Here is a 23,977-nt window from a genome sequence, read left to right as displayed (position 1 = left end):
GGGATCTCCTCGGTAGGGCCGCCTCGTTCCGCCAATCTGGGGCAAGCAGCCGACCGCTTCAATGCCCGTACCACTTCAATGTCTGCACGCGGCAAGGGTGTCGGCGTCGATCTCGCCGGTGTTGCGTAAGAGCGCGGTGCGGACATGCTGGCGGGCGGCGGCAAGGGCGGTTTCGCTATCGGCCGGGCTCTTGCCCCGGGCCTTGGCTTCCTCGCGCAGGGTTTCGGCAAGGCGATGGGCTTCCAGACGCAGTGTCGGACCAGGTTCGCCGCCGCCGCGTGCCGCGATCACGTCGGCATAGACGTCGAGCAGGGCCGAACAGGTGGCCGTGTCGGGTTTGGGACGCGGCGGAACTTCCGCGTCGAGCCGCGACAGGCAGGATCGCGCCGCTGCGGTTGCAGCCCCCGGCGCGCTCAGCCCTTGCGCGGCCGCGCTCATCCGGGCGCCGACCGCCTCGGTCGAAAGGCCCCCGCGTGCCGCCATGCGTTCGGCCACCGCGACGAAATAGCGTTTTCCGCGAATCCCGAGCGGAGGCAGGGTCCGGGCGACGGGATCGCCCTGTGCCTGCGCAGTTGCGGCGAGTGCGAATGCGGCGGCGCAGCGGACTTCGTCCTGCGGTACCGCTGACCCTGATGGAGGCGCACCCGGTTGCGCGGGTGCCGGAGACGGCAGCGCAAGAGCGCCGCAAAGCAGCGTCAGGGCAAGTCTGACATAATCAGAAGGGCTGCGCACGGGGCGGGGGATCATGGTTCCTGCCATACTCTGCCCGAGGCCGGGCGTCATGGGTAAACCGCCGCATGGTTTGGCGAAAATGGCCCCGGGCGAGAGAGGGGGCGCCCGGGGCCAGTCGTCAGCGTCGTTCGCAGGGTGCGTGAGGGAACGCGCTGGAATAACGCGCCCGTTCGGGAAGGTGGCGGGCGCGCAAGGGAACGTCGTGGGTTTGAGGGAATTTCCTGGTTTACTTGCGGTTGCCGTTGCACTTGGCGAGGTCGTCGGCGGGAAGATCCCCGGCGGGCGTCGCAAAGCGGCTGATCGCGCCGACCGCGCGGGACAGGCGTGCGCACACGATCGCCGGACGCGACGGATCCTGTCCCGCCGAACAGCTCGTTCCCGCGCAATGCCACAAGGTGTCGCCCAGAATGACGTCCTTGGGTGCGGTGAGCGGAGTTGCCAGCGTCACGGCATAATATCCGCCGCTCTGGGCATGCACCGGTGCGGCGCCCATGGCGAGAGTTGCGGTAGTCAGGGCCAGGGCGGCAGGACGGAGCAAGGTCATGTCTGTGGTACTCTCCCAAGTTGGATCGCTTCCCCCCTTTCGAACCGGCGTTGATGCGGCCCGTGCGAGGGGAGATTTGCTGCATGGCAATATAAGTTGTCCGTTGCAACTTACAACTGTGTTGACCGAAAGGATGAGGGCAACAAGGGATGCCGTTCGGACTTGACGCCACGGCACCCGACGCGCAGGCGCTCTTCCCGAAAGGCAGCGGTGATCGAGCGGGGGAATGGTCGATCCGGCGCTTGCCTCAACGGACCTTATATTCCGTACCGCGATAGGCTATGCTGATCGACCATGAGTAATTTGCGTGAACCACTGTCGTACCTTGCGGGTTGCGGGTTGCCGCTCGCGCTCGAAGTCATGGGTGAACGCTGGTCGTTCATGATCCTGCGTGCGGCTTTCAACGGCGTCCGCCATTTCGAGGACTTCCTCGATCAGCTCGGCATTGCGCGCAATATCCTGTCCAACCGCCTGTCCCGACTGGTCGAATCGGGCATTCTCAAGCGCGAGCATTGCTCCGATGACCGCCGCCGGATCGAATATCGCCTGACCGAAAAGGGGCACGATCTCCTGCCCGCGATGCTCGCCTTGCGCCAGTGGGGCGAAAAGTGGGCGCTGGGCATCCCCTGCAATCCGGTGCTGTGCGACAATCGCGACGGCATGCCGATTGCGCAGATCACCATTCGTGCGCACGATGATCGCGTGCTTGCGCCCAACGAACTGGTCTGGCGCGATTGTCGCGAAGTGGCCGAAACCACCGGCGATGCGCCGCCCACGCTGGTGTCGCCAACCCTGCACGCGGCAGGCTGAGGCGCGTTCAGCGCGCCAGCGTCCGACGGGACTGGGCCGAGGCCAGCGTCTGGTGCGCATGGTCCATGGCTGCGTCGTAACAGGCGCGCGCGGCCTGTAGTTCGACGAGCGGACGCATGTCCTCGTTGGTGGCGCAGACGCGCGCGGCGGCCCGGCGCAGGCGAGCTTCGAGCTTTGCCTGACCCGATGCAGTGGCAAGGTCGAGATCGCCGTAGTGCACGGTCATGGTGCGCTGTTCGAGCAAGGGATCGGGCGTTTCGGCAAGAGCGGTGCCAAATGGCGTCGACAGCGCGAGTGCCGCGCCGGTGACGAGGGCGGAATGGGACATCCACAGCGAAAGCATGGCGTGTTCTCCTTGAAAGACGGGTGGTTGCCGACCGGCAGGGCGCGCCTCCATTCGCGCCCTGCCGGTCCCGGACGCGACGCATTCGGGGGGTGCGTTCGCTTCCGGATGACCATGACTTACGCCCGGCGCGGTGGCGTCGCAGCAAGGGGTCGACCGGGGCATGACCGGCGCCGACTGGCGGACGAACCGCCATGCCGGATCGGTGGACGGCATGCGCGGCATGGTCGGCATGGGCTGCATGACGGGGGGAACCGGTGGCTTGACGGATGGGCGCGGGACGGGAATGGCAACGGCATGATCCGCCTGTTCCACATCAGCGACCTTCATTTCGGCCTGGAAGACCGCCGCGCGCTGGAATGGCTGGTGGGACTTGTCCGTGCCGAACGGCCCGAGGGCGTCGTCATCACCGGCGATTTCACCATGCGGGCCCGTCCGCGCGAATTTGCCGCTGCCGCGCAATGGATCGGTGAACTCGGCGTGCCGGTTACGCTCGATCCGGGCAATCACGATTTGCCCTATTTCAATCCGGTCGAGCGTTTCGTCGATCCCTATCGCCGCTTTCGCGCGCTCGAAGCGGGCCTTGGCGCAAAGCTCGACTTGCCCGGACTGGCGCTCGTGCGTCTGCCGACGACGGCACGCGCGCAATGGCGGCTGAACTGGTCGAAGGGCTGCGTCGGGGCCGCCGCGCTTGCCCGCACGCTGGCGACGCTCGATGCCTTGCCCAAGGACACGCCCGCGATCGTCACTTGTCATCACCCGCTGGTCGAAGCCGGAACGCGCGGACAGGCGCTGACGCGCGGCGGCGAACGCGCGCTGGCTGAACTCGCGCGGCGCCAAGTGCTCGCGGTGCTGTCGGGGCATGTGCACGATGCCTTCGACCTCGTCCGCGAGACGGCGCATGGACCGATCCGCATGATCGGCGCGGGCACCCTGTCACAGCGGTTGCGGACGACGCCGCCGACGTTCAACGAACTCGTTCTGGCCGACGGGCAACTCGAATGCCGCCCGCGGCGTCTCGATGGCGTCGGGGCCGAGACTTTCGGCCGTTACCGCTGAAACGCGGGAATGGCGATGTCGGCGGGAGGAAGCCCGTCGGCATGGCGTTGCCACGCGGCGCGATAAGCCGCCTCGATCGCGCGGGTAAATCCTGCCGTATCGAACAGCGGCGTCTTGTCCCGGTCGGCCAGACGCGCGCGGACGGCCGCCAGTCGTTCGGGATCGCGGGCCAGTGCAATGGCCAGGCTTTCGAACCCGGCGGCATCATGGGTGACGAGATCGGAGAGGCCCACCGCATGGTTGAGACTGGCCCCCACGCGCGCGGCAAAGCAGCGCCCGGCGCGCGTCACCACCGGCAGCCCGGCCCAGAGCGCGTCGCTTGCTGTCGTATGCGCATTGTAGCGCAAGGTATCGAGGCCGAGGTCGGCATGAGCATGGCGGGCAAGATGCACGTCGTGCGGCGCGCGCGGGGCAAAGATCAGCCGTGCCGGGTCGACGCCTGCATCCGCCGCGGCCTTGCGCAGGGCCTGTTCGGTTTCCGGACTGAGTGAAATCAGCCAGAGAACGCTGTTCTCGACGGCCGCAAGAATGCGCATCCACCCGGCAAAGTCGTCGCGGGCGATCTTGTACCCCTTGTTGAAGCAGCAGAAGACGAATGCGCCCTCGGGCAGGCCCCAATCGGCGCGGCTGCCTGCATCGGTGGCGATCGGGCGGCGATTGTCGTTGGCCTGATAGCTGTGCGGCAGGCGGATGACCTGTTCGGTGTAATGCGCGCGCTCTTCCTCGGGAATGATCACCGGGTCGGCGAGGATATAGTCGATGAACGAGGCGCCGGTCGTTGCCGGAAAGCCGAGATAGCCGATCTGGACGGGGGCTGCACGATGGGCGAACAGGCCGAAACGGGCAAATCCGGTCAGACCCTTGAGATCGACGGCAACGGCAATACCGTGTTCGCGGGCAAGGGCTGCGATTTCGCTTTCGGTCCGGTTGCCGACCTCGTGAAAGCGGTCGACTTGCCCGATCAGCGCTTCGCGCAAGGCTCCCTCGCGCACGGTGCCGAAGCTGTAGCAATGGATTTCGAACTGCTCGCGATCGTGTTCGCGGAACAGGCCGCTCATCAGGAACATGGTCGCGTGATCGTGAAAATCGGCCGAGAAATAGCCGATTTTCAAACGGCCTTCGGGGATTGCCGAGGCGGGCGGAAACGCGACCGGGACGATATGGCCGTAATGCGTCTGCGCATAGCGTTCGGCGCGGCGGCGCAGGCGGGCCGGGTCATCCTCCAGCGTGATCAGGGCATGGAATGGGACCGGCTCGCCCGCCGCTTCGGCTTCTTCGGTCGTGAGACGGGCGAATTCCTCGCCCGCGCGCCAGTCGCACAGATGGGACAGGGCGTGGATCCATTCGACCCGCACCGCCGTGCGCTCGGGCCGTAAGGCCAGCGCCCGCTCGAACAGGCGCGCGGCTTCGGCATGGCGATCGCGTGAGCCGAGGCTGGCTCCTTGCACGAACAGCGCGCCGTCATGGTTGGGGGCGAGCGTCAACGCGCGCGCCCACAGGCGATCGGCTTCGTCGTGACGTTCGAGTTCGGCGAGCGCGGTTGCCAGATGGCTGAGCATGTCGGGATCGTCGGGGCGCAGGGCGAGCCCTTGCCCAAAGGCCGTGGCCGCTGCCCCATATTCGCCGAGCCGCAGATGCGCGAGACCCAGGACATTGTGCGCCTGTGGCGCAGCGGAATTGTGGCGCGCGGCCATCTGGGCCGAGACAAGCGCGTCGTAGGGACGACGCAGCGCCAGCAGTGCCAGCGCCCGGTTGGCATGAATGTCGGCATCGGCTGGCGCCGCGCGGAGTGCCTCGTCATAGACGTCGAGTGCCTGTTCGGGGCGGCCGAGTGCCATCAGGGCAATCGCGCGATGGCCGAGGATGGCCGCACGGAGGGGGGCTCCTGCCGCGCCTTGCGGCAATTGCGCCAGCATGGCGTCCAAATGGGCAAGCGCCTCATCTCCGCGTCCCGCTTCGACCAGGACCAGTGCGTGCTGCATCAGGGCTTGCGGATCGCGAGGGACCATCCGCAACAGTTGCTCCGACCGGACGAGCGCCGCATCGAACCGCCGTGCCGACAGCAAGGCGGCGACAAGGTTGTACAAGGTGTCGGGGGCATCCGGACGCAGGTGGAGCGCGGTTTCGAGCGCGGCGGCGGCCTTGTCCGGCTGTCCGGCCTGAATGAGGGCAACCCCCAGATTGTTGTGCGCGTCGAGGCTGGCGGGATTGAGCCGGATGAGCCGCTCCAGCGCATCGAGCGCTTCGCCGGTCCGTCCGATTTCCTGCAAGGTCGTGCCCAGCGCAAGCAGGGCGAGCTCGTGCTGCGGATTGAGGCTCGAGGCCCTGCGGAAAGCGGCGGCGGCCTCGTCCGCCTTGCCTTGCTGCTGCAAAGTGACGCCGAGCATGAAGTGGATCTCGGCATCGGCGGGACGCAAGTCCGCCGCTCGGCGAAAGGCCGTTTCTGCCTGGGCGAAAGCCCCCGACGTCGCCTGAAGCACGCCGACGAGATGGGCGGCATCGAAGGCGGAAGGATGGGCCGCAAGCAGGGCCTGGGCACGGGGCAGGGCGTCTCCCATCCGGCCTTGGCGTGCCAGCGTCAGAATGGCTTCGATCTGGTCGCGGGAGGGTGAAGCCGATGTGGTGGTCTTGCCGGTCATGCGTACTGCCCTGAACCCCTTTGTGCAGTCCCAGTCGCGAGATGCCGTTTTCCCAAAGGGTCGATCCTTTGCCGTTTCATGACATTTGCAGTTTCATGACGGGCGTCCCCGCCCTTGTTCGGTTCGTGGTCCGAGGTCTTCTTGCAATGCCGCAGGTGCGGCGGCAGGTTCCGATGCCACGGGGTCGGGCCTTGATCGAATGCGCCCGAAGGCAGGAAAGGCAATACGGGCAAACCGCCATGCTGACGATTTACAGCGAGGATCACCGCCTTCATCACGGCGCCGCCGAACTCTATCGCGGGCGGCTGGTCCCCTGTTTCGAAATGCCTGCGCGTGCGGAACAGGTGCTCGACCGGGTCAAGGCTGCCGGGCTCGGCGCAGTGGTCGCGCCCGATCCGCTCGACCGGGCGGCGCTGGCACGGGTTCACGCCGAAGATTACCTCGCTTTCCTCGAAACCGCCTGGGACGAGTGGCAGGCATTGGGCGAGACCGGCGATGCCTTGCCCTATGCCTGGCCTGCGACCGGATTGCGGCGCGACGTTCCCCCGGAGCATATCGACGGCAAGCTCGGGTTCTATTCGATCGACGCGGCCGTCCCGATCACCGCCGGGACATGGCGGGCGATCACCTCGAGCGCGGCTTGCGCCCTGACCGGGGCGCGGCAGATCGTCGAAGGGGCGGCCAGCGCCTTTGCCCTGTGCCGTCCGCCCGGGCACCATGCCGGGGCGCGGGCCATGGGCGGTTTCTGCTATCTCAACAATGCGGCGATCGCGGCGCAATACTTGCGCGACAACGGTGCGGGACGCGTGGCGATCCTCGATGTGGATTACCACCACGGCAATGGGACCCAGTCGATTTTCTATGATCGGGGCGACGTGTTCTTCGCGTCGCTTCACGGCGATCCGGCGGTCGAATATCCCTTCTTCCTCGGTCATGCCGACGAACGGGGCGAAGGCGACGGGCTGGGCGCCAATCGCAATTTCCCGTTGCCCTGGGGGACCAGCGGCGCGGACTATCTTTCCGCCCTCGATGCCGCGCTCGCCGACATCGCGGCCTTTGCGCCCGACATGGTGGTCGTCTCGCTGGGTGTCGATACCTTTGCCGAGGACCCGATCAGCCATTTCAAGCTGCACGGCCCTGATTTTGCCGAAATCGGGCGGCGCGTGGCCGGGCTCGGGCGTCGCACGCTGTTCGTCATGGAAGGCGGCTATGCGGTGGCCGACATCGGCGCCAATGTCGCCCATGTCCTGACCGGGTTTGCCGGAGCCTGACATGCACGAGGGAACGGGGGATGGGCAGGCCGGGCTGAAACGACAGCTTCGGCTGCACGACCTCGTCGCCTACGGCCTGGCCTATATCGCACCGGTCGCGCCGCTTTCGACGTTGGGGCTGGTCTGGCAGGCGTCCGGGGGGCTCATCGCCTTGTCCTACCTTTTGGGCGGGCTGTGCATGGCGTTCACGGCGGCAAGCTATGCCGTGATGGTGCGCGAAGTGAGGACGGCGGGATCTGTCTACGGCTTTGCCCGCCACGTGCTGGGGCCCATGCCCGGTTTCATCGCGGGCTGGGTCATCCTGCTCGACTATCTGCTGATCCCGGCATTCGTCTATCTCGTCATGGCGGTGGCGCTGGGACAGCTCATGCCCGGTGTCGATCGGGCAGTGTGGATCGTGCTGCTCTGCGCGTTCACGACCGGCGTCAACTGGTTCGGGGTGCGCTCGACTGCGACGGTCTCTTCGGGCAGCGTCGTCGTGCAGGTTCTGGTCATGGGCGGGCTGATGACGCTGGCGGCCGTGGTCAGCGTGCATCGGCACGGCGCGGCGGGGCTCGGCCTTGCGCCTTTCATGCATGGGGCGCCCGACTGGTCGGCGGTGCTGGCCGGGACATCGATCTGCGTGATGTCATTCCTGGGGTTCGACGCGGTTTCCACTCTGGCCGAGGATACCGCCGACCGCAGCGGGCGCACGCTCGGGCGGGCGATCCTGCTGGTCCTGCTGGTGGCGACGGTGCTGTTTGTGGCAGTGGCCTGGATTCTGGGCAATGCGATGCAGGGGATGCGGTTCACCAGCATCGATGCGGCGGCCTATGAAATGACCGGGCAGCTCGGCGGACCATGGGCACGGATCCTGCTCGCGTGGTTCTATGCCGTGCTCGTGGGGTTCACCAATGCCTTGCCGATGCAGGTGGGTGTTGCCCGCGTGCTCTATGCCATGGGGCGCGACCGGCAATTGCCTGCGGCCTTTGCCCGGCTGCATCCCCGTTACAACACGCCGCATGTGGCGATGCTGGTTTCGACCGCGATCTCGCTCGCGGTTGCGCTGTGGCTGCGCGATGCGCTCGACCAGCTTGCCGCTTTCGTGAATTTCGGCGCCCTGTTCGGTTTCAGCCTCCTGCACGTTTGCGTGCTGGTCCATTTCGCCCGCCATCCGGGGCGCCGCAATATCGCGCTCCATGTCGCGTCACCGCTTTTGGGCATTGCCGTCGTGCTCGCCGTACTGGCGGGCATGAACCGTTCGGCGCTCGTGCTGGGCCTCGTCTGGCTGGGGCTCGGTCTTGCATGGTGGGGCCTTGTTCTTGCCCGACAGGACCGATCCCTCTCGCCGGTCAAGGGCGATCCTTTCGCCTGATCCAGGCGTTTGCGCACGATTTGCGGCAATCGGGGTGATTCGCGAAGCCGCTTGATGCGGCGCGGCCCTGTCCTTCGGGCGAGGAAAATGGCGGAAATCCGCGGTGAAAGAGTGACTTTGGAGTTATTCCTGAATTTAGGAATACGTTTGCATACGGATTAAATTGGCGGAAAAGCCAATCCGTTTCAGTCTACTAACCGGATTGGAGACTAATTCCTAATGCGCTGATAAGCATGAACGGAACAAATTTATAAAGCGAGGGTGCGGAAATCCAAGCGTCACAGGGGGTTCGTCCAGAACCCGTTCACGGGGCGCGAGGCATTAACATGACAACGATCACCGTTGCGACGAATACCCAACTGGCTTCGGCTCTCAAATCGGCCAAGTCCGGCGACACTATTCTGCTCAAGGCCGGAACATATTCGAGCGTCAGTATTTCGAATATGAACTATGGCTCCGGGATAACCATTGCTTCGGCAGACCCGACCAACAAGGCAGTCATCACGAAACTTACCGTATCGGGTGATTCGGGCATCACGTTCTCGAACCTCAACCTCAATGCGGTCACGACTTCCTCGTCCTTCCAGGTCGCGAATTCGAAGAACATCACGTTCGACCATGTCACCGTTACCGGTGCCGCGGGTTCGACCGGCTATACGCAGTCGCCCTTCTTCATCCGTTCGAGCACCAACGTCACGGTCACGAACTCGGAATTCACCCACACCCGCGTTGGTCTTACGCTGCTCAACAACACCAACGTGACGGTCAGCGGGAATTACTTCCACGACATCCGTTCTGACGGGATCGACAGCGGCGGCAACAGCCAGATCAAGGTCGCGAACAACTTCTTCACCGATTTCCACCCGGCGAGCGGCGACCACCCCGACGCGATCCAGTTCTGGACCACCAACACGACCACGTCGGCCCATGACATCACTGTCACCGGCAACGTCTTCTATGCCGGCAGCGGCGACCCGATCCAGGGCGTGTTCATTTCCGACCAGGTCGGCACGCTGCCCTATCAGAACGTCACGGTGACCAACAACGTCGTCATCGGCGGCCTGTGGAACGGCATCCTGCTTTCCCACGTCAACGGCGCGACGGTCAGCGGCAACGTGGTCGGCTCGCTGAGCACTTCGGCGAACACGACGTCGTGGCTGACGGTGATCAACAGCACGGGCGTCAGCGCGGACAACAATGCCGCAACGACACTGCAGATGACCAATTCGACGTTCACCAGCTATCAGAACAACAAGGTCATCCCGATCTCGGGTGACGGTGGTCAGTCGCTGGTGTCGCAATATTCGACGCTGCTCGGAAGCGACCTTCCCAAGAGCTACATCACCACCAGCCAGTTCGCGTCGCTGGTCGCCGATCAGGCTGCACTCCACGGGACCGCCAGCGGCACCAACACGACCTATGCCACGACTCCGACGCTTGCAACCAGCACCGGCGCGGCGCACGAGACGATCTTCGGCACGTGGTCGAAGGACACCTTCGCGTTCCATGCCAGCGACCTCACCGGGACCAGCATGTCGACGCCCGATGTCATCGTCGGGTTCAGCCATTCGCAGGGGGACCACCTCGACCTTTCGGCGGTCGATGCGATTTCCGGGACTTCGACCAACGAGGCTTTCAGCTATATCGGAACGGCCGCTTTCACCCATCACGCGGGCGAATTGCACTATCAGGTCGTCAACGGCAGTTCCTATGTCTCGGGTGACCTCAACGGTGACGGCGTTGCCGATTTCACCATCGAACTCCTGAACGTGAAGAGCCTGGTCGCAGCCGACCTCGTTCTCTGAGCCCGGCATGAGGCATTCCCATTGCCGGGATGCCTGATCCATCAGGTGCAATTCGCGAACGGCCCATTCCCCCGGCGGGAGTGGGCCGTTTGTCGTATGGGGGTGGGGCGACCCTGCCGCCCTGAGGTTTACGCGCCGCCTTCGCGCGCGACCACCTCGTCATAGCGCTTCTGGTCTTCGGGCGAGATCCCGGCCGAGGCGAAGCGTCCGTAAGGTCCGACCTCGATCCCGCTGCGGATGATCGTGGCCGGGTTGCCCGCGACGATCGACCCCGGCGGGACATCGCGCGTGACGACTGCCCCGGCTGCCACGATGGATCCCTCGCCCACGGTAACGCCGGGCATGATGAGGCTGCGCGCGCCGATGAAGCAGCGCGGTCCGATATGGGTATCGGTGTAAAGGCCTCGCGTCATGTCGTGGCACAGGATGGTCGCACCGAACGCGACATAGGAAAACCGGTCGATGTGAACGCCCTTGGGATAGGTCTTGTCCAGCTTCGCCGTCATCGAGATTCGGGCGGTCGGGTGAATCGACATCTTCCAGACGCGCGTCATCAGGAAGATGCGCGCTTTCATCAGCGTGCGCTGAATTCCCCGCAACTTGTTGAGACTTGCCATCCCCTGCCGCTCCTGTGTGCCGGTATGAACTTCGGGTCGGACTCAATCACAGAAGGATGTTCAGGGGAACATCCCGTCTGAATTTTTCCGCCCGGATGCCGCTCTTCGGGGAAGTCGGAACTTGTTCGACCGGCCTGTTGTTTACCATGTTTTCCGGGGCGCGCGTCGTGTCGTCATTGTCGGCAAGACGGTGCCGATCCCGCATCGACGGCTGTTTCCCACCGCAATGGGTATCGCCATGATCCCGTCGTGACAATCGGGCGTTCCGTCCTCGAATGGGACATCTGTTGTTATGTTCTGTCGTCGATTGGTCCATGATGGTTGGAGAGTGTGATAGTCGCCTTGCGAATGTCATTGAATCAAGTCATTTTCATCATGGCTTTTGGGGGGCTGAAACGATGACGACTTCGAAACGCTCATTGGCGAAGGTGGGGTGACCATGTCTACTTTCGGAATAGTGAGGGACGTGGTGGCCGGGCAACTGGGCCGGAATCCCGGAGACTTTCAGAGCGATACGGACCTGACCGAAGCGGGGTTCGAATCCCTCGACGTGATCGAGACCCTGTTCGCGATCGAGGAAAAGTTCGGGATCGCGATTAACTATAATGCCAACGAGGGCCTTGCCGGAAGTTCGATGACCGTCGGCGACCTCGTGCGCATGGTGGATGCCGAGCTCGAAAAGAAACGGCAGACAGGACAGTGACAGACAGGGCAGTGAAACGTGTCGCGATTACCGGCGTGGGCATGGTGTCTGCCGCCGGACATGACGTGGCATCGAGCTGGGAAGCGGTGCGCGATGGTGTCACCGCCATCCGGGCGCTGCATGGGATTGCCCGGCAGGACTACGTGTCCTGCCGAATCGCGGCGCAAGTTGCTGATTTCGATCCGGCCAGCCATTTCCCCGCGCGACGGCTGAGCGCGCTTGATCGTTTTTCCCAGTTCGCGGTGGTCGCCGCGCGCGAAGCCTTTGCGCAGTCGGGGCTGGAACGCGATTCGCAGGACGTGCGCGAGGCGGCCTGCATCGTCGGCGTCGGTGTCGGGGGAATCGGGACGCTCGATGATTCCTATTATCGCCTCTATGGCGAGGATACGATGCGGATGCATCCGCTGACGGTTCCGCGCCTGATGTTCAATGCCGCGCCCAGTCAGGTGACGATCGATCTCGGTATCAAGGGCATGAGCTATGCCGTGGGCAGCGCCTGCGCATCGGGCACCCATGCCATCGGACAGGCTTTCCTGATGGTGCGCTCGGGCGCTGTCAAAGTGGCGGTCGCCGGGGGCAGCGAGGCCTGTATCACGGCCGGGACGATTGCAGGCTGGGAAGCCTTGCGCGTCCTGTCGAGCGACACCTGTCGTCCGTTTTCCAAGAATCGCAATGGTCTCGTCCTGGGTGAGGGCGCGGCGATGCTGGTGCTGGAGGATTTCGACCACGCCACGGCGCGGGGGGCGACGATCCTGGCCGAGGTCATCGGCTTTGGCGGGAATGCCGACGCCGGAGATCTGACTTCGCCCGACGAGACCAGCATTGCGGCGGCGATGTCTCTGGCGCTTCGCGACGCCGGGCTCGATCCGGGGCAGGTCGGTTATATCAATGCGCACGGGACCGGGACGGCGATCAACGACCAGACCGAGGCGCGCGCGATTCGCCAGGTCTTTGGCGAGGCCCCGCCGCCGGTTTCTTCGTCCAAGGGCGTTCTGGGCCATTGTCTGGGGGCGGCCGGTGCGATGGAGGCTGTGGTCACGGTCATGGCCCTTGCCCGGCAGGTTGTGCCGCCGACGGCCAATTGCACCGAGCCGGACGAGGCACTGGGCATCGACATGGTCCCCGACGGCCCGCGCGAAGCACACCTTGGCGCGGCCATGTCCAATTCATTTGCTTTTGGCGGCCTTAACGCTGTGCTTATATTCGGGAAGGTATAGGATTTTCAGGAGGTAACTCTCTGCTGTCTTGGCAATCGTTCCCGCTCGGCAATGGAGAGGTCCCTTGCGCATAGCCTATATCGCGCTCTCGACTCCTTCGTCCAAGGCGTCATGGAGCGGCATCCCGTGGTATTCGCTTCAGGAAATCCGGAGGCGTTTTCCCGATACCCATGTGATCGATACGCCGCGCGCCGATCACTGGGTCGACAAACTGTCGAAATTCGAACGATACGGCATCGTCTGTCGGCGTAGCAGGCTGGTGACCGGCTATTATGCCCATGTCGTCAATGCCGCGCTCGAACGCATCCGGCCCGACGCCATCGTTGCGGTTTCGGCTGCGCACAAGCTCGCGGGGATCGAACGCAAGTGGCCGATCGTCTATGCGACCGACGCCTTGTTCATGACCGTCATGAACTATTACGAGAAATACGCGACGCTCGGCCCCCGTTTCCGGGCCGCAGGGGATCGGGTCCAGCGGGAATTCCTGCAACGCGCGGACCGGGTGCTGATGGCTTCCGACTGGGGCGCGAAGGGGGCTTCCGAGCACTACGGCCTGACCGCGCCCTGTCTGTCGGTGGCGCCGATGGGCGCCAATCTGGATGTCGATCCCGGTTACGAGCCGCCCCGGGCGGGCGAGCCGTTGACCTTGTTGTTCGTCGGCTATGCCTGGGAGCGCAAGGGTGGGCCGCTGGTCTTCGACATCTGGCGCGAATTGCGCCGCCGGACCGGGAACGCGCGCCTCCATATCGTCGGAGGAGAGCCTGCGGAGGCAAAGGGTGTCGAGGGCGTCACCATCCACGGCATGCTCGACAAGAGTGACCCGGCCCAATACCGCAAGTTCGTCGACCTTTACCGGAAATCGCATTTCTTCGTGATGCCGAGCCGTCAGGAAGCCTACGGGATCGTCTATTGCGAGGCGGCGGCATTCGGGAGGCCGGTGGTCGCCGCGCGCACCGGTGCGATCGAGACGATCGTGCGGGATGGTGAGACCGGCCTGATCCTGTCGCTCGATGCCGGGCCGGAGGCCTATGCCGACCGTATTCTCGACTTGTGGCGGGACGAGGCGCGCTTCGCTGGGGTCTGTGCCGCCGCGCGCAGGCGTTACGACGACGTGCTCAACTGGCGCGCCTGGGGCGACCATGTCGAAGCCGCGATTCACGAACTGACCGATCGTGCGCCCGGAAGGATGGCCTGACGACGACCGTTCGGTCGATCACTGCCCCAGTGTCATGGTTCCGCCCGAAAGCGTGATCGGGCCAAGGCGCGCGAGCGCATCCTGACCGAGCAGCGAGACGCCGATCCGGGTATCGACAACCGTCGCGCGCAGGTTCTGAATGTCCCTGCCTTCGACGTGAAGATGGGCAAGGCTCGTTTCCTGTCCCGAGATGGTATCGCTTACGGTCGTGATGTCGCGCGCGGACGAACCGGGGGCGTTGTGCAGCCCCGCAACTGCGGCGTCTTCCGGGGTCAGCACGGTGACGCTGGCACCGGTATCGACCAGAAAGCGGATGGTGTGGCCGTTGATCCTGCCCGAGACGTAGAACATGCCGTCGGGCGCCCGCCGGATGATACGGGGGAGCCCGGTCTCCGGAGGCGATGCCGCATCGCGGTTCGCCCCGTTGTCGAGCACGGCCATCGCCGTCGAGGTGTGGTCGGGGAATCGGTCCTGTCTGTCGGCCCAGACAAACGTGCCCAGCGACGCAAGGAGCAGTACCGCTGCCGCAAACGGATTGTGGCTGGCTGACAGGAACATGGCCGCAGCCTATGTCGCGGTCCCTGAAATTTGCGTGCCGACGGATGGTTGATCGGCTGTTAAGAAAATATTCTCCGAAGAACCGGAACGATCCGGAGGGGCATGGTCACGCCCTGTCAGCGAGCAGGCCTGTCAGCGAGCAGGCCTGTCAGCGAGCAGGTCTGTCAGGCGGGAAGGTCCATCCCCGGATCGAGTTCGAGGACATTCTTTTCCTCTTCGCGAACAAGGGCGCGCAGGTGGCGCCGCTGCCACAACCACAGGAGCAGCGTGGCAAGCCCGATCAGCGCGCATTGCACCGAGCCCCCGATATAGGGACGCAGCATCGAGCCGCGATACCGATAGAGGACATAGCCTTCCTCGGCGAGGTCGATGCCGGCATTGTGATAGAGGACGCGCAGGGCGCCGGGCATGCCCTGACGCACCAGCGTACCGGTCACGGCCAGCCGGGTGCCGCGTTCCCGCGCAACGCCGAGATCGTCCTGGGTGATTTCGACGAAGACATGGATGGTGTCCTGACCGGCGGGCGGCAGGACGGGGGCGATGTGCATGGCCCGGCGAAAACCGAAGAAGGAATGCTCGAGCGTCGCCGTGCGGGACAGGAGCACCGTTCCGGTCAACTGGGCGGGACCTTCGCCCGAAATCTCGGTGCCGGGGGCGTCGGCGTTGATGGCACGCGGATGATCCTGCATCCCGGGCAGGAAGAGGATCGGGATAAGGCAGGCAATCGCGCCCATCGCGGCCAGTCGAGTGACGCGGCTGAGCAGGCGGGCGGTGCGTTCGGCGCGCTGGATATCGGGATGGACGGGCGTTTCCTCCTCGCCCTCTTCGGCAGCGGCACTTGCGGCAAGCGAGGCTTCGATGGTGGCCTTTTCCTCGTCTCGCCTGGCCTCGCGGGATGCTGCCGCGATCAGCAGCATTCCGGGAATGCCGAAGGCTCCGGCAAGGACGCAGAACGTCAACATCGGCCAACTGATGCCGAAGGTGCCGAATTCCCATTCCGACAACTTGGCGAAAAGGCCGATGTAGTGGGCGCTTTCATAAGCGAACCAGGCAAGGGCGATGGTGATCCACAGATAGCCGGGAATGCTTTTGAGGATGCGCTTGCGCTTACGCTGCTTGGTTTCCAGCCCCCAGGTTTCCGGCCTGTTGTCTTCGTTTTCGTTCATGCCCTGCCCCTGGCCGTCCGCACCTCATCCGCGCGGTCCGGCAATTCCCCGTCCGGTGCGCGATACGTGCGGCCCGCTCCCTCGACCGATCCTGAATGGGGGGTAAAGCCTCCCCAAGTCAAGGGATTGGCTGGCCTGTGAACTGGCTGCTGTCGCGAAATTGGACGGGCATGACCTTTCGTTTCGTTGTGCCGATTTGTGGTGAACCAATTCTGGACGATGTTCGCCGGGATTTTGGGCGCAACAATGCTTTTCCGATCCCGCAAGTCCCGATAAATGGTTGCGAGTGAACTTGGCATGGTCATCATCTGTTGGAGCCGTGCGCATGCCGCAACCGGCAGGAGGCTGGCCGCACCGCCGCCTTGCCCATGCTGACCTGGCTTTGCTGGCGGGGCTCCTGCTTCTGGCGCTTCCGGCGCTGCATGCCTTGTGGGTCGGCGCATGGTCCACCGCGCAAGGGGCGCAGGGGCCGATCGTTCTGGGCAGCGGTCTCTGGCTGATCCTGCGCGAAACCGGGGCGCGGGAAAAGGGCGGGGCACTCTCCGGCGCGCGCATGGTCCTGATGTGGCCTTTGCTTGGCGTCCTGCTGGTCGCTTACGTTTTGGCACTCATGACCGGGGTGCTCGCTCTCGCCTGGGCGACGTTGGTGGCGATCGGGGCCTTTGCACTGTTTGCGGTGGCGGGGTGGCCTGCGCTTTCCGCCCGCTGGTTCGCTTTCCTCTACCTGATTTTTGCGGCGCCGGTTCCGACGCGGCTCGCAGGGTCGCTTGCCGATGCGCTTTCGGTCTGGCTGTCGCGGGCGGCGGTCGAGATTCTCTGGCTGTGCGGCATCGATGCGGCGAGCAGCGGTCTCGACCTTTATGTCGATCAGTACGAATTGCGCATGGCCGACGCCTGTGCCGGGCTCAATTCGCTGACCAGCCTCTTTGCCATCGGCCTGTTCTACATTTTCGTCCGGCACCGGTCTCGCTGGCGCCATGCGCTGGCGCTGTGCGTGTTCGTGCCGCCGATCGCGGTTCTGTCCAATCTTGCCCGGATCGTCATTCTCCTGCTGGTCACGCATGTCTGGGGTGACGAAGTGGCGCAGGGCATCCTGCATCGCGGCACCGGCATCGTCATGTTCGTCGTCGCGCTGGCAACTTTGCTGGCGGTCGATGCCCTGCTTTCCCGACTGGTGCGGTCATGACTGGGGCGGTCGTGACGGAATCGGTCGGGGCCGGGGCGGACCGGGACGCGATCACCCGTCGCAAATTCGTGCTGGGCGGGATCTTTGCCGCAACGGTCGGGGGGGCGATGCTGCTGCGGCCCAGGGCGGTCGGCAGTCCGGTCGGGGCGGGTACGCTCGATCGCGTGCTGCCCCGTCGTGTGCCTCCCTATGTCGAGGCGGGGACCAGCGACCTGATCGCGCCGGTGGACAGCGATCTTGCCGCGCTCACCTATTCCGACATTCTCATGCGCCTTTACCGGCGCGACGATGCTGCGCCGATCATGCTGCTGGTCGCGTGCGGGGCCGGGCGCGAACCGGGGCTGGCGGTGCATCGGCCCGAGGAATGCTATCCCGCGTTCGGGTACGACGTTTCGCCTTTGCGACCGGTTCCCATGGGGACGCCGCTGCCGCCCGGAATGACGGCGACATTCTTCACCGCGCGAAGGGACGACCGGGTGGAACACGTGCTGTATTGGGTCCGGCTGGGGGCGGGATTTCCCGCGAGCAACCGGGCGCAGCGGCTGGCCGTCGCGCGCGAGAATCTGCGCGGCAGGTTGCCTGAAGGCGTATTGTTGCGCGTTTCGACGATCGGCGGCGAGGCATCGGTCGCGCTGGAGGCCCTGCGCGGTTTTGCTGGTGGACTGCTCGCCCATCTCGATACGGCGGGGCGGGAGATCCTGCTCGGCCATGGATGAAGGCATGACATTGCGAGCCCGTCCGATGATGAAACCGGTGAAACTGTCGGCGACGGTCCTGGCGACTGTGCTCGTCCTGTCGGGATGTGGCAAGGAACCGCCCAAGGGGCAGGTCGTGGCCCGGGTCAACGGGGTGGAAATCACCCAGCGCGATCTTCTGGTCGAGCTGTCCTCCGATCCGCGATTCCGCCATCTCGACGGGAAGAAGGCGCAGGCCCTCGCGCTGGGCGCGCTTGTCGATCGCAAGTTGTTGATCGGCGCGGCCCGCGACGCGCTTGTCGATCGCAGTCCCGACTACATTGCCGCACGCCGTCGCGGGGACGAGATCCTGCTCGTCGATCACCTCGGCGATCGACTGCTGGCCGAAGTTCCCGAGCCCGATCCGGACAAGCTCCGCCGTGCCATGGCCGAGCGTCCCTGGATGTTTGCGTCAAGGCGCCTGTTGGTGGTCCGGCGCGTGGTCGTACCGGCCGCAGGACAGGGACAGGGACAGGGACGGGGGCAGGGACATGCGGGCGGGGCTGCGGCGGGGACGATCCCGCAATCGGCGCTCGATGGGCTGTGCCGGACTGCGGGGGGCGCCTGTCGCACGCAATTCATGCTGGTCGATACGCGCGACGTCGATCCGGCATGGGCCGAGGCGATTGCTCGCCTTGCGCCGGGCACCGCGATCGTGCGCAGCGAGGGGCAGGCCAGCGTCGGCGAAGCGGTTGTTTCGAGCCTCGTCCCGCCCTCGGATCCTGCCGGGGACGAAAGGCTGGCGCGAAGCCTGTTGCAGCAAGAAGCGCGCGATGAGGCGCTGGCCCTGACGCTCGCGCATCTGCGTCGTACTGCGGACATCGCCTATCAGCAGGGCATGGTGCCGACGCCGTAAACGACCAGCGCCGGTAGGACGGCGGCGCGTGCTCCGGCTGAAATCAGGCCGTCGCCAGTCCGGCCGCCGAGCGCCGATGACGGCGCGCGGCCCAACCGCTGAACGCCAAGCCCAGAGCCATCATGACCCAGGTTTCGGGTTCGGGAAGGGGAGCGGTCGGCGTGTTGGTATAGGGATTGATGTCCGACCCTGCGGTGATGGGACCGGCAAGGCCCGGATCGACGCCGCCGCTGGACCCGCCGCCCGAACTGCCGTTCGATCCGGGATTGAGTCCGGGGATACCCCGGCCCAGTCCTTCGATGCCGGGCATGTTGAGTGCGAGTTGCTCGTTGTCGCTGCCCGGGCCGTCAAGGATGTTCTCCGGCGCGATCATGGTGTCCTGAACGGTGGTCTGACCATCCTGACCCGGAGCGCCGCCGTGTCCGGCGATATGGCGATGGCGATGGCCGGGCAGACCGAGGTCCGAACCCAGATGCGGGGCGAGGGCAAAGCGCACGATTGCGCCGCCCGGATGACCCGAACCGTGCATCCCGCCCTGACCGTTCTGGCCCGCCTGAACCGCAGCGACGATGTCGGAGGGCACGAAAAGGCCGCGGGCGACATTGCCGCCGAAAAGACCCGCGCCGACGATGACCAGCATCGCCACGGTGACGAATGTCTGGCGACGGCGTTCGTTTGCCAGAAGGCCGTTCTGTCGCTTGTTGTCCATGCCCAGCCGCTCACTTTCCTGCCCGGTTTCGTGCAGTCGTCCGATCTTCATATCCCTCAAGCGATCGACGCTGCCTGCACTTGCTCACCATTTCGGGGTGTCGCAAACGCAAAGAATTTGTAAACTATCTTTTGTGAAAAGACCATAGCGGGGGGAATTCCGGGGGGCTTCCGGAAAATAGGCCTTAAACAGTGACTTGCTGAATGCCTGTTGCATTTTGAAACGAGTCGCAAACTCCAACCCATGGTTGCGCCTCATCTCGCAGACGCGATATAGGCTCAAAGTGAGAATGATGTTTCGAACGGCGGTCATCCCGAAGGCATAGGGGTTTCGAAGTGGAAGCGATAAAGTTGCCGATCAGTGATGTCGTTGAAATACGGCCGAGGATACTTCGAGACGATCGCGGTTATTTTGTCGAAACATTTCGGGCAAACTGGTTTTCGTCCGAAGTGGCTCCGGTCGAATTCGTGCAGGAAAATCAGTCGCTCAGCATGGCTCAAGGCACGATTCGGGGACTGCATTTCCAGAGCGAACCGTTTGCCCAGGGCAAGCTCGTGCGCTGTGTCGAAGGGGCGATTTTCGATGTGGCGGTCGACTTGCGGCACGGTTCGCCGACGTATGGCCAGTGGGCAGGCGCGACGCTGACGGCGCAGGATTGCAACCAGTTGTGGATTCCGTCCGGTTTCGCGCACGGTTTCTGCACGCTCGTTCCGCAAACGGTCGTCGCCTACAAGGTGACGGCCTATTACAGCCGTGAAAACGATCTCGGGCTGGCATGGGACGATCCGGACGTGAACGTCGCCTGGCCCGATGTCGCCGATCCGACCAAGCTGTCGGCCAAGGATCAGGTGCAGCCCCGGCTGGCCGATCTGCCTTCCTATTTCGAGGTTGCGAACTGATGGCGTTGCGCGTTCTGGTCACGGGTGGAGCCGGCTTCATCGGATCCGCGCTGGTGCGGTATCTCGTGCTCGAGCGCGGGGCAGAGGTTCTGAACGTCGACAAGCTGACTTATGCGGGGAACCTGTCCTCGCTGACCGCTGTTGCCGATGACCCGCGCTATCGTTTCCTGCGCGCCGACATCTGCGACGCTTCCGCGATGCGCGAGGCGTTCGAGACCTTTCGCCCGGACCGGGTCATGCATCTGGCCGCCGAAAGCCATGTCGACCGTTCGATCACCGGGGCTGCCGATTTCATCAACACCAATGTCGTGGGCACGTTCCAGCTGCTCGAAGCGGCACGGGACTATTGGTCGAAACTCGATGGCGGCGCGCGCGAGGCCTTTCGCTTCCTTCACGTCTCGACCGACGAAGTCTACGGTTCGCTCGGCGATACCGGGCTGTTCCACGAAACGACACCCTATGATCCAAGCTCGCCCTATTCGGCGTCGAAGGCGGCTTCGGACCATCTCGCCAAGGCGTGGCAGCGCACGTATGGCCTGCCGGTCGTCGTCTCGAACTGTTCCAACAATTACGGGCCTTATCACTTTCCCGAAAAGCTCATTCCGCTGACCATTCTCAATGCGCTCCACGGACGTCCCCTGCCCGTCTACGGCAAGGGCGAGAACATTCGCGACTGGCTCTATGTCGAGGATCACGCGCGCGCGCTCGACCTGATCGCCGCGTCCGGGCAAGTGGGCGAAACCTATAACGTCGGTGGGCGCAACGAACGGCGCAACATCGACGTCGTCACCCGGATCTGCGAAATCCTCGACCGGCTCGTGGGCGGGCGTCGTCACGCGGATCTCATCGAATTCGTCACCGACCGTCCCGGCCACGACGCACGCTATGCGATCGATGCCACCCGGCTCGAAACGGAGCTGGGCTGGAAAGCGCAGGAAACCTTTGAAACGGGGATCGAGAAGACGGTGCGCTGGTATATCGACAATGCCTGGTGGTGGCGTCCGCTCAGCACCCGTTACGCCGGGGAACGGCTGGGCATCATCGATGGCCCCGCCCCGGTCGGAAAGGACGCGGTCTGACCGATGCGGATCGCGGTTACCGGCACGCATGGACAAGTCGTACAGGCATTGGGCGAGCGGAGCGCATCGTCGGGTTGCACGATCGCGGCGATCGGGCGTCCCGAGATCGATCTTGCCCGGCCCGAGACGCTGGCCGGGGTTTTTGACCGGTTCGCGCCCGACGTGATCGTTTCGGCTGCGGCCTATACCGCGGTCAACCATGCCGAGGCCGAGCCGGATCTGGCCATGGTGGTCAATTGCGCGGGAGCCGGGGCCGTCGCTGCCGAGGCGGCGCGCCTTGGTGTCCCGGTCATTCACCTGTCGACCGACTATGTCTATGCCGGGACCGGGAATCGCCCCTGGCGCGAGGATGATCCGACCGATCCGCTCGGCGTCTATGGCGTGACCAAGCTGGCGGGGGAACGGGCGGTCGCGGCGATCACGCCCGACCATGTCATCTTGCGCACCGCGTGGATCTACAGCCCGTTCGGCACCAATTTCGTCAAGACCATGTTGCGGCTGGCGGTCGATCGCCCGCAAGTGCGGGTCGTCGCCGATCAGGTCGGTAATCCGACGAGTGCGCTCGACATCGCGGACGGGATCATTGCGATCGCGCGCAATCTGGTCGCGGATCGTTCCGATGCGTTGCGCGGCGTCTTCCACATGGCGGGACGCGACGAAGCAAGCTGGGCCGATTTCGCAGAGGGTATTTTCGAGCAGTCGGCAGCCCGTGGGGGGCCGGTCGCCAGCGTGGCGCGAATCACGACCGACGAATTTCCGACGCCTGCACCCCGACCCGCCAATTCGCGGCTCGATTGCGGCAAGCTTGCGGAACTGCATGGCGTGATCCTGCCCCCGTGGCGGGTCTCGCTCGGACCGGTGATCGATCGTCTCGTGGCTTCAGGCGCTTTCGCCTGATTTCGCAGGGCAACAACAACGGGCAACAACAAGGGGCAGATCGGGATATGCGTGGGATCATTCTGGCTGGGGGCAGCGGCACACGACTTTACCCCATTACCCTTGCGGTTTCGAAGCAGTTGATGCCGGTCTATGACAAGCCGATGATCTATTATCCGATCAGCACGCTGATGCTGGCCGGAATTCGCGAGATCCTGATCATCACCACGCCCCACGACAGCGAGGGGTTCAAGCGCCTGCTCGGTGACGGGTCGCAGTGGGGGATGCGGTTCGAATATGCCGTGCAGCCCAGCCCCGACGGACTGGCCCAGGCCTATGTCATCGGCGCGGATTTTGTCGCCGGACAGCAGTCCTGCCTCGTTCTGGGCGACAACATCTTCTTCGGGCACGACCTGACCATGCTGCTGGCGTCGGCCCGTCGCCGGGCGGAAGGTGCGACGGTCTTTGCCTATCACGTCGCCGATCCCGAACGGTACGGCGTGGTCGAATTCGACAAGGCGATGCGGGCGGTCTCGATCGAGGAAAAGCCGGTCGAGCCCAAATCGTCGTGGGCGGTCACCGGGCTCTATTTCTATGACGCCGATGTGGTGGACATTGCCGCCGGGCTCAAGCCTTCGGCGCGTGGCGAACTGGAAATCACCGACATCAATCGCACCTATCTCGAACGGGGCAAACTGCATGTCGAATTGATGGGGCGGGGGTTCGCCTGGCTCGACACCGGAACGCCCGACAGCCTGCTCGACGCGGCCCAGTTCGTCGGAACGCTCGAAAAGCGTCAGGGCATGAAGATCTGCTGTCCCGAGGAAATCGCTTTTCGCCAAGGATTTATCGACGCCGGCGGGCTCGAACGTTGCGCGGCCGCGCTGGGGAAGGGCGATTACGGGGGCTATGTCCGCCGGTTGTTGCGAGCCTGAACCTTGCGATGCGCAAGACGCGAAAGGGCGGGGCTTGAAGTCGGCGCCGGCTCTTTCGCCTCGGCGCCATCACGTGCGGCATTAACCGAATCTTTGTGGTTCACTGTAAACATCGGACGCGTACTTTCCCATATCGCGTCGGGCTCGATCGGGCCGTCCGGAAAGGGTGTCTGATGAGCTGCAATCCTCTCTACGACCAGGAATCGGAAAATCGCGGCGCTCTGCGGCGCGCTGTCACGCTGTCGGGGACGCTGCGCCAGGGTGGCGTGCCGTTCGAGATCGTGATCGAGGACATCTCGCGCGGCGGGGTTCGGGCGCGTTGCGAAACGCCGCTTGCCACCGGTAGCAAGGTGACCATCGGCATCGTCGGTGTCGGCCGTGTCGACGCAGAGGTGGTGTGGGCCAACCATCCGGTGTACGGGTTCAGCTTCGACAAGGAAGTTCCGGCCACTATCGTGCATTCCATCCGTCCGGCAGACAATATTGCGACTTTTCCCGGCGAGGCAGTCGGCGTTTCGGCGGGGCAGCCCCTGATCGAGCATGGCGGATCGGCGCGAGGCGTGCTTGTGAGCCTCAGCCTTGCCGTTGGCGAGACGCTGGCGGCTCTGGTCGAAGGCGCGCGCGGGCGGTCTTAAGGCTTTGTCCTGATTCTTTCGCGCACTTGTCAAATTACGCGAAACCGGGGTGGCG

25 protein-coding genes are annotated in these 23,977 nt (G+C 64.5%); 17 read left to right on the top strand and 8 right to left on the bottom strand.

Going from position 1 to position 23,977, the window contains the following annotated elements; genetic code table 11:
- Window positions 1–75 precede the first annotated feature (75 nt).
- Together Y88_RS10345 and Y88_RS10340 are read right to left on the bottom strand one after the other, a co-directional pair.
- Window positions 76–747 carry a hypothetical protein gene (locus tag Y88_RS10345; RefSeq protein WP_157132634.1) on the bottom strand — a complete coding sequence of 224 codons (672 nt, stop codon included), beginning with the start codon at window positions 745–747 and terminating at the stop codon, window positions 76–78.
- 211 nt (window positions 748–958) lie between these two features.
- Entirely contained in the window at window positions 959–1,276 is a 318-nt protein-coding gene (locus Y88_RS10340) for a CC_3452 family protein (RefSeq protein ID WP_008068939.1), read from the bottom strand.
- 294 nt (window positions 1,277–1,570) lie between these two features.
- Between Y88_RS10340 and Y88_RS10335 the strand changes: the two genes are divergently transcribed.
- Window positions 1,571–2,086, top strand: a complete 516-nt coding sequence (locus tag Y88_RS10335) for a winged helix-turn-helix transcriptional regulator (RefSeq protein ID WP_232281023.1) — start codon at window positions 1,571–1,573, stop codon at window positions 2,084–2,086.
- 7 nt (window positions 2,087–2,093) lie between these two features.
- Here Y88_RS10335 and Y88_RS10330 read toward each other — a convergent pair whose 3' ends face one another.
- Complete coding sequence (locus Y88_RS10330) at window positions 2,094–2,429, bottom strand: UrcA family protein (RefSeq protein WP_008068935.1); 336 nt, start codon at window positions 2,427–2,429, stop codon at window positions 2,094–2,096.
- A 163-nt stretch (window positions 2,430–2,592) separates the two neighbouring features.
- Between Y88_RS10330 and Y88_RS19395 the strand changes: the two genes are divergently transcribed.
- Together Y88_RS19395 and Y88_RS10325 are read left to right on the top strand one after the other, a co-directional pair.
- Entirely contained in the window at window positions 2,593–2,730 is a 138-nt protein-coding gene (locus tag Y88_RS19395) for a hypothetical protein (protein ID WP_169333625.1), read from the top strand.
- Window positions 2,727–3,488 carry a metallophosphoesterase family protein gene (locus Y88_RS10325; protein WP_008068932.1) on the top strand — a complete coding sequence of 254 codons (762 nt, stop codon included), beginning with the start codon at window positions 2,727–2,729 and terminating at the stop codon, window positions 3,486–3,488. Before Y88_RS19395 ends, Y88_RS10325 begins: the two co-directional genes overlap by 4 nt.
- Here Y88_RS10325 and Y88_RS10320 read toward each other — a convergent pair.
- The gene (locus Y88_RS10320) at window positions 3,479–6,127 is read right to left on the bottom strand and encodes a tetratricopeptide repeat protein (protein ID WP_008068929.1); all 2,649 of its coding nucleotides are present in this window, start codon (window positions 6,125–6,127) and stop codon (window positions 3,479–3,481) included. The two genes, Y88_RS10325 and Y88_RS10320, sit on opposite strands and share 10 nt — an antisense overlap.
- A 239-nt stretch (window positions 6,128–6,366) precedes the next feature.
- Between Y88_RS10320 and Y88_RS10315 the strand changes: the two genes are divergently transcribed.
- The 3 genes from Y88_RS10315 (at window position 6,367) to Y88_RS10305 (ending at window position 10,557) form a co-directional block, all read left to right on the top strand.
- Window positions 6,367–7,398: a histone deacetylase family protein gene (locus Y88_RS10315; RefSeq protein WP_026166910.1), complete on the top strand. Its 1,032-nt coding sequence runs from the start codon at window positions 6,367–6,369 to the stop codon at window positions 7,396–7,398.
- Window position 7,399: 1 nt separating this feature from the next.
- Window positions 7,400–8,752 carry an APC family permease gene (locus Y88_RS10310; RefSeq protein ID WP_008068926.1) on the top strand — a complete coding sequence of 451 codons (1,353 nt, stop codon included), beginning with the start codon at window positions 7,400–7,402 and terminating at the stop codon, window positions 8,750–8,752.
- A 326-nt stretch (window positions 8,753–9,078) separates the two neighbouring features.
- A complete protein-coding gene (locus Y88_RS10305) occupies window positions 9,079–10,557 on the top strand; it encodes a right-handed parallel beta-helix repeat-containing protein (RefSeq protein WP_008068924.1) in 1,479 nt (492 codons plus the stop codon).
- Window positions 10,558–10,685: 128 nt separating this feature from the next.
- Here the strand turns inward: Y88_RS10305 and Y88_RS10300 are convergent, their stop codons facing one another.
- Window positions 10,686–11,174 (bottom strand): acyltransferase, encoded by a 489-nt coding sequence (locus tag Y88_RS10300; protein ID WP_008068922.1) that lies wholly within the window; start codon window positions 11,172–11,174, stop codon window positions 10,686–10,688.
- Window positions 11,175–11,613: 439 nt separating this feature from the next.
- Between Y88_RS10300 and Y88_RS10295 the strand changes: the two genes are divergently transcribed.
- From Y88_RS10295 to Y88_RS10285, 3 genes are all read left to right on the top strand, one after another.
- A complete protein-coding gene (locus Y88_RS10295) occupies window positions 11,614–11,877 on the top strand; it encodes an acyl carrier protein (protein ID WP_157132633.1) in 264 nt (87 codons plus the stop codon).
- A gap of 11 nt (window positions 11,878–11,888) precedes the next feature.
- The gene (locus Y88_RS10290; protein ID WP_008068916.1) at window positions 11,889–13,094 is read left to right on the top strand and encodes a beta-ketoacyl-[acyl-carrier-protein] synthase family protein; all 1,206 of its coding nucleotides are present in this window, start codon (window positions 11,889–11,891) and stop codon (window positions 13,092–13,094) included.
- A 64-nt stretch (window positions 13,095–13,158) separates the two neighbouring features.
- Window positions 13,159–14,289: a glycosyltransferase family 4 protein gene (locus Y88_RS10285; protein ID WP_018075655.1), complete on the top strand. Its 1,131-nt coding sequence runs from the start codon at window positions 13,159–13,161 to the stop codon at window positions 14,287–14,289.
- An 18-nt stretch (window positions 14,290–14,307) separates the two neighbouring features.
- Here the strand turns inward: Y88_RS10285 and Y88_RS10280 are convergent, their stop codons facing one another.
- Both Y88_RS10280 and Y88_RS10275 read right to left on the bottom strand, forming a co-directional pair.
- Window positions 14,308–14,847: a retropepsin-like aspartic protease family protein gene (locus Y88_RS10280; RefSeq protein WP_008068913.1), complete on the bottom strand. Its 540-nt coding sequence runs from the start codon at window positions 14,845–14,847 to the stop codon at window positions 14,308–14,310.
- A 164-nt stretch (window positions 14,848–15,011) separates the two neighbouring features.
- Complete coding sequence (locus tag Y88_RS10275; protein ID WP_008068911.1) at window positions 15,012–16,013, bottom strand: hypothetical protein; 1,002 nt, start codon at window positions 16,011–16,013, stop codon at window positions 15,012–15,014.
- Between the two features lie 325 nt (window positions 16,014–16,338).
- On the opposite strand from Y88_RS10275, the gene Y88_RS10270 reads away from it, so the two are divergent.
- The 3 genes from Y88_RS10270 to Y88_RS10260 are packed head-to-tail and all read left to right on the top strand — an operon-like array spanning window position 16,339 to window position 18,789.
- Entirely contained in the window at window positions 16,339–17,199 is an 861-nt protein-coding gene (locus Y88_RS10270) for an archaeosortase/exosortase family protein (RefSeq protein WP_018075654.1), read from the top strand.
- Complete coding sequence (locus tag Y88_RS10265; RefSeq protein WP_008068904.1) at window positions 17,196–17,915, top strand: exosortase C-terminal domain/associated protein EpsI; 720 nt, start codon at window positions 17,196–17,198, stop codon at window positions 17,913–17,915. The genes Y88_RS10270 and Y88_RS10265 overlap by 4 nt, the downstream gene beginning before the upstream one ends.
- A 4-nt stretch (window positions 17,916–17,919) precedes the next feature.
- Entirely contained in the window at window positions 17,920–18,789 is an 870-nt protein-coding gene (locus tag Y88_RS10260; RefSeq protein WP_232281022.1) for a hypothetical protein, read from the top strand.
- A gap of 43 nt (window positions 18,790–18,832) precedes the next feature.
- Here Y88_RS10260 and Y88_RS10255 read toward each other — a convergent pair whose 3' ends face one another.
- Window positions 18,833–19,549, bottom strand: coding sequence for a PEP-CTERM sorting domain-containing protein (locus tag Y88_RS10255; protein ID WP_008068902.1), 717 nt, complete (start codon window positions 19,547–19,549; stop codon window positions 18,833–18,835).
- 284 nt (window positions 19,550–19,833) lie between these two features.
- On the opposite strand from Y88_RS10255, the gene rfbC reads away from it, so the two are divergent.
- The 5 genes from rfbC (at window position 19,834) to Y88_RS10230 (ending at window position 23,922) form a co-directional block, all read left to right on the top strand.
- Window positions 19,834–20,397 (top strand): dTDP-4-dehydrorhamnose 3,5-epimerase, encoded by a 564-nt coding sequence (rfbC, locus tag Y88_RS10250; RefSeq protein WP_408637195.1) that lies wholly within the window; start codon window positions 19,834–19,836, stop codon window positions 20,395–20,397.
- A gap of 5 nt (window positions 20,398–20,402) precedes the next feature.
- The gene (rfbB, locus tag Y88_RS10245; protein ID WP_198133355.1) at window positions 20,403–21,476 is read left to right on the top strand and encodes a dTDP-glucose 4,6-dehydratase; all 1,074 of its coding nucleotides are present in this window, start codon (window positions 20,403–20,405) and stop codon (window positions 21,474–21,476) included.
- A gap of 3 nt (window positions 21,477–21,479) precedes the next feature.
- The gene (gene rfbD, locus Y88_RS10240) at window positions 21,480–22,373 is read left to right on the top strand and encodes a dTDP-4-dehydrorhamnose reductase (RefSeq protein WP_008068898.1); all 894 of its coding nucleotides are present in this window, start codon (window positions 21,480–21,482) and stop codon (window positions 22,371–22,373) included.
- A gap of 47 nt (window positions 22,374–22,420) precedes the next feature.
- Window positions 22,421–23,287 carry a glucose-1-phosphate thymidylyltransferase RfbA gene (gene rfbA, locus Y88_RS10235; RefSeq protein WP_008068896.1) on the top strand — a complete coding sequence of 289 codons (867 nt, stop codon included), beginning with the start codon at window positions 22,421–22,423 and terminating at the stop codon, window positions 23,285–23,287.
- Between the two features lie 173 nt (window positions 23,288–23,460).
- Window positions 23,461–23,922 carry a PilZ domain-containing protein gene (locus Y88_RS10230; protein ID WP_008068894.1) on the top strand — a complete coding sequence of 154 codons (462 nt, stop codon included), beginning with the start codon at window positions 23,461–23,463 and terminating at the stop codon, window positions 23,920–23,922.
- The last annotated feature ends 55 nt before the right edge of the window (window positions 23,923–23,977 follow it).

It is taken from the genome of Novosphingobium nitrogenifigens DSM 19370, assembly GCF_000192575.1.
GTDB classification, from domain to species: Bacteria; Pseudomonadota; Alphaproteobacteria; order Sphingomonadales; family Sphingomonadaceae; genus Novosphingobium; species Novosphingobium nitrogenifigens.
This window is presented reverse-complemented; position numbering and strand designations above follow the sequence as displayed.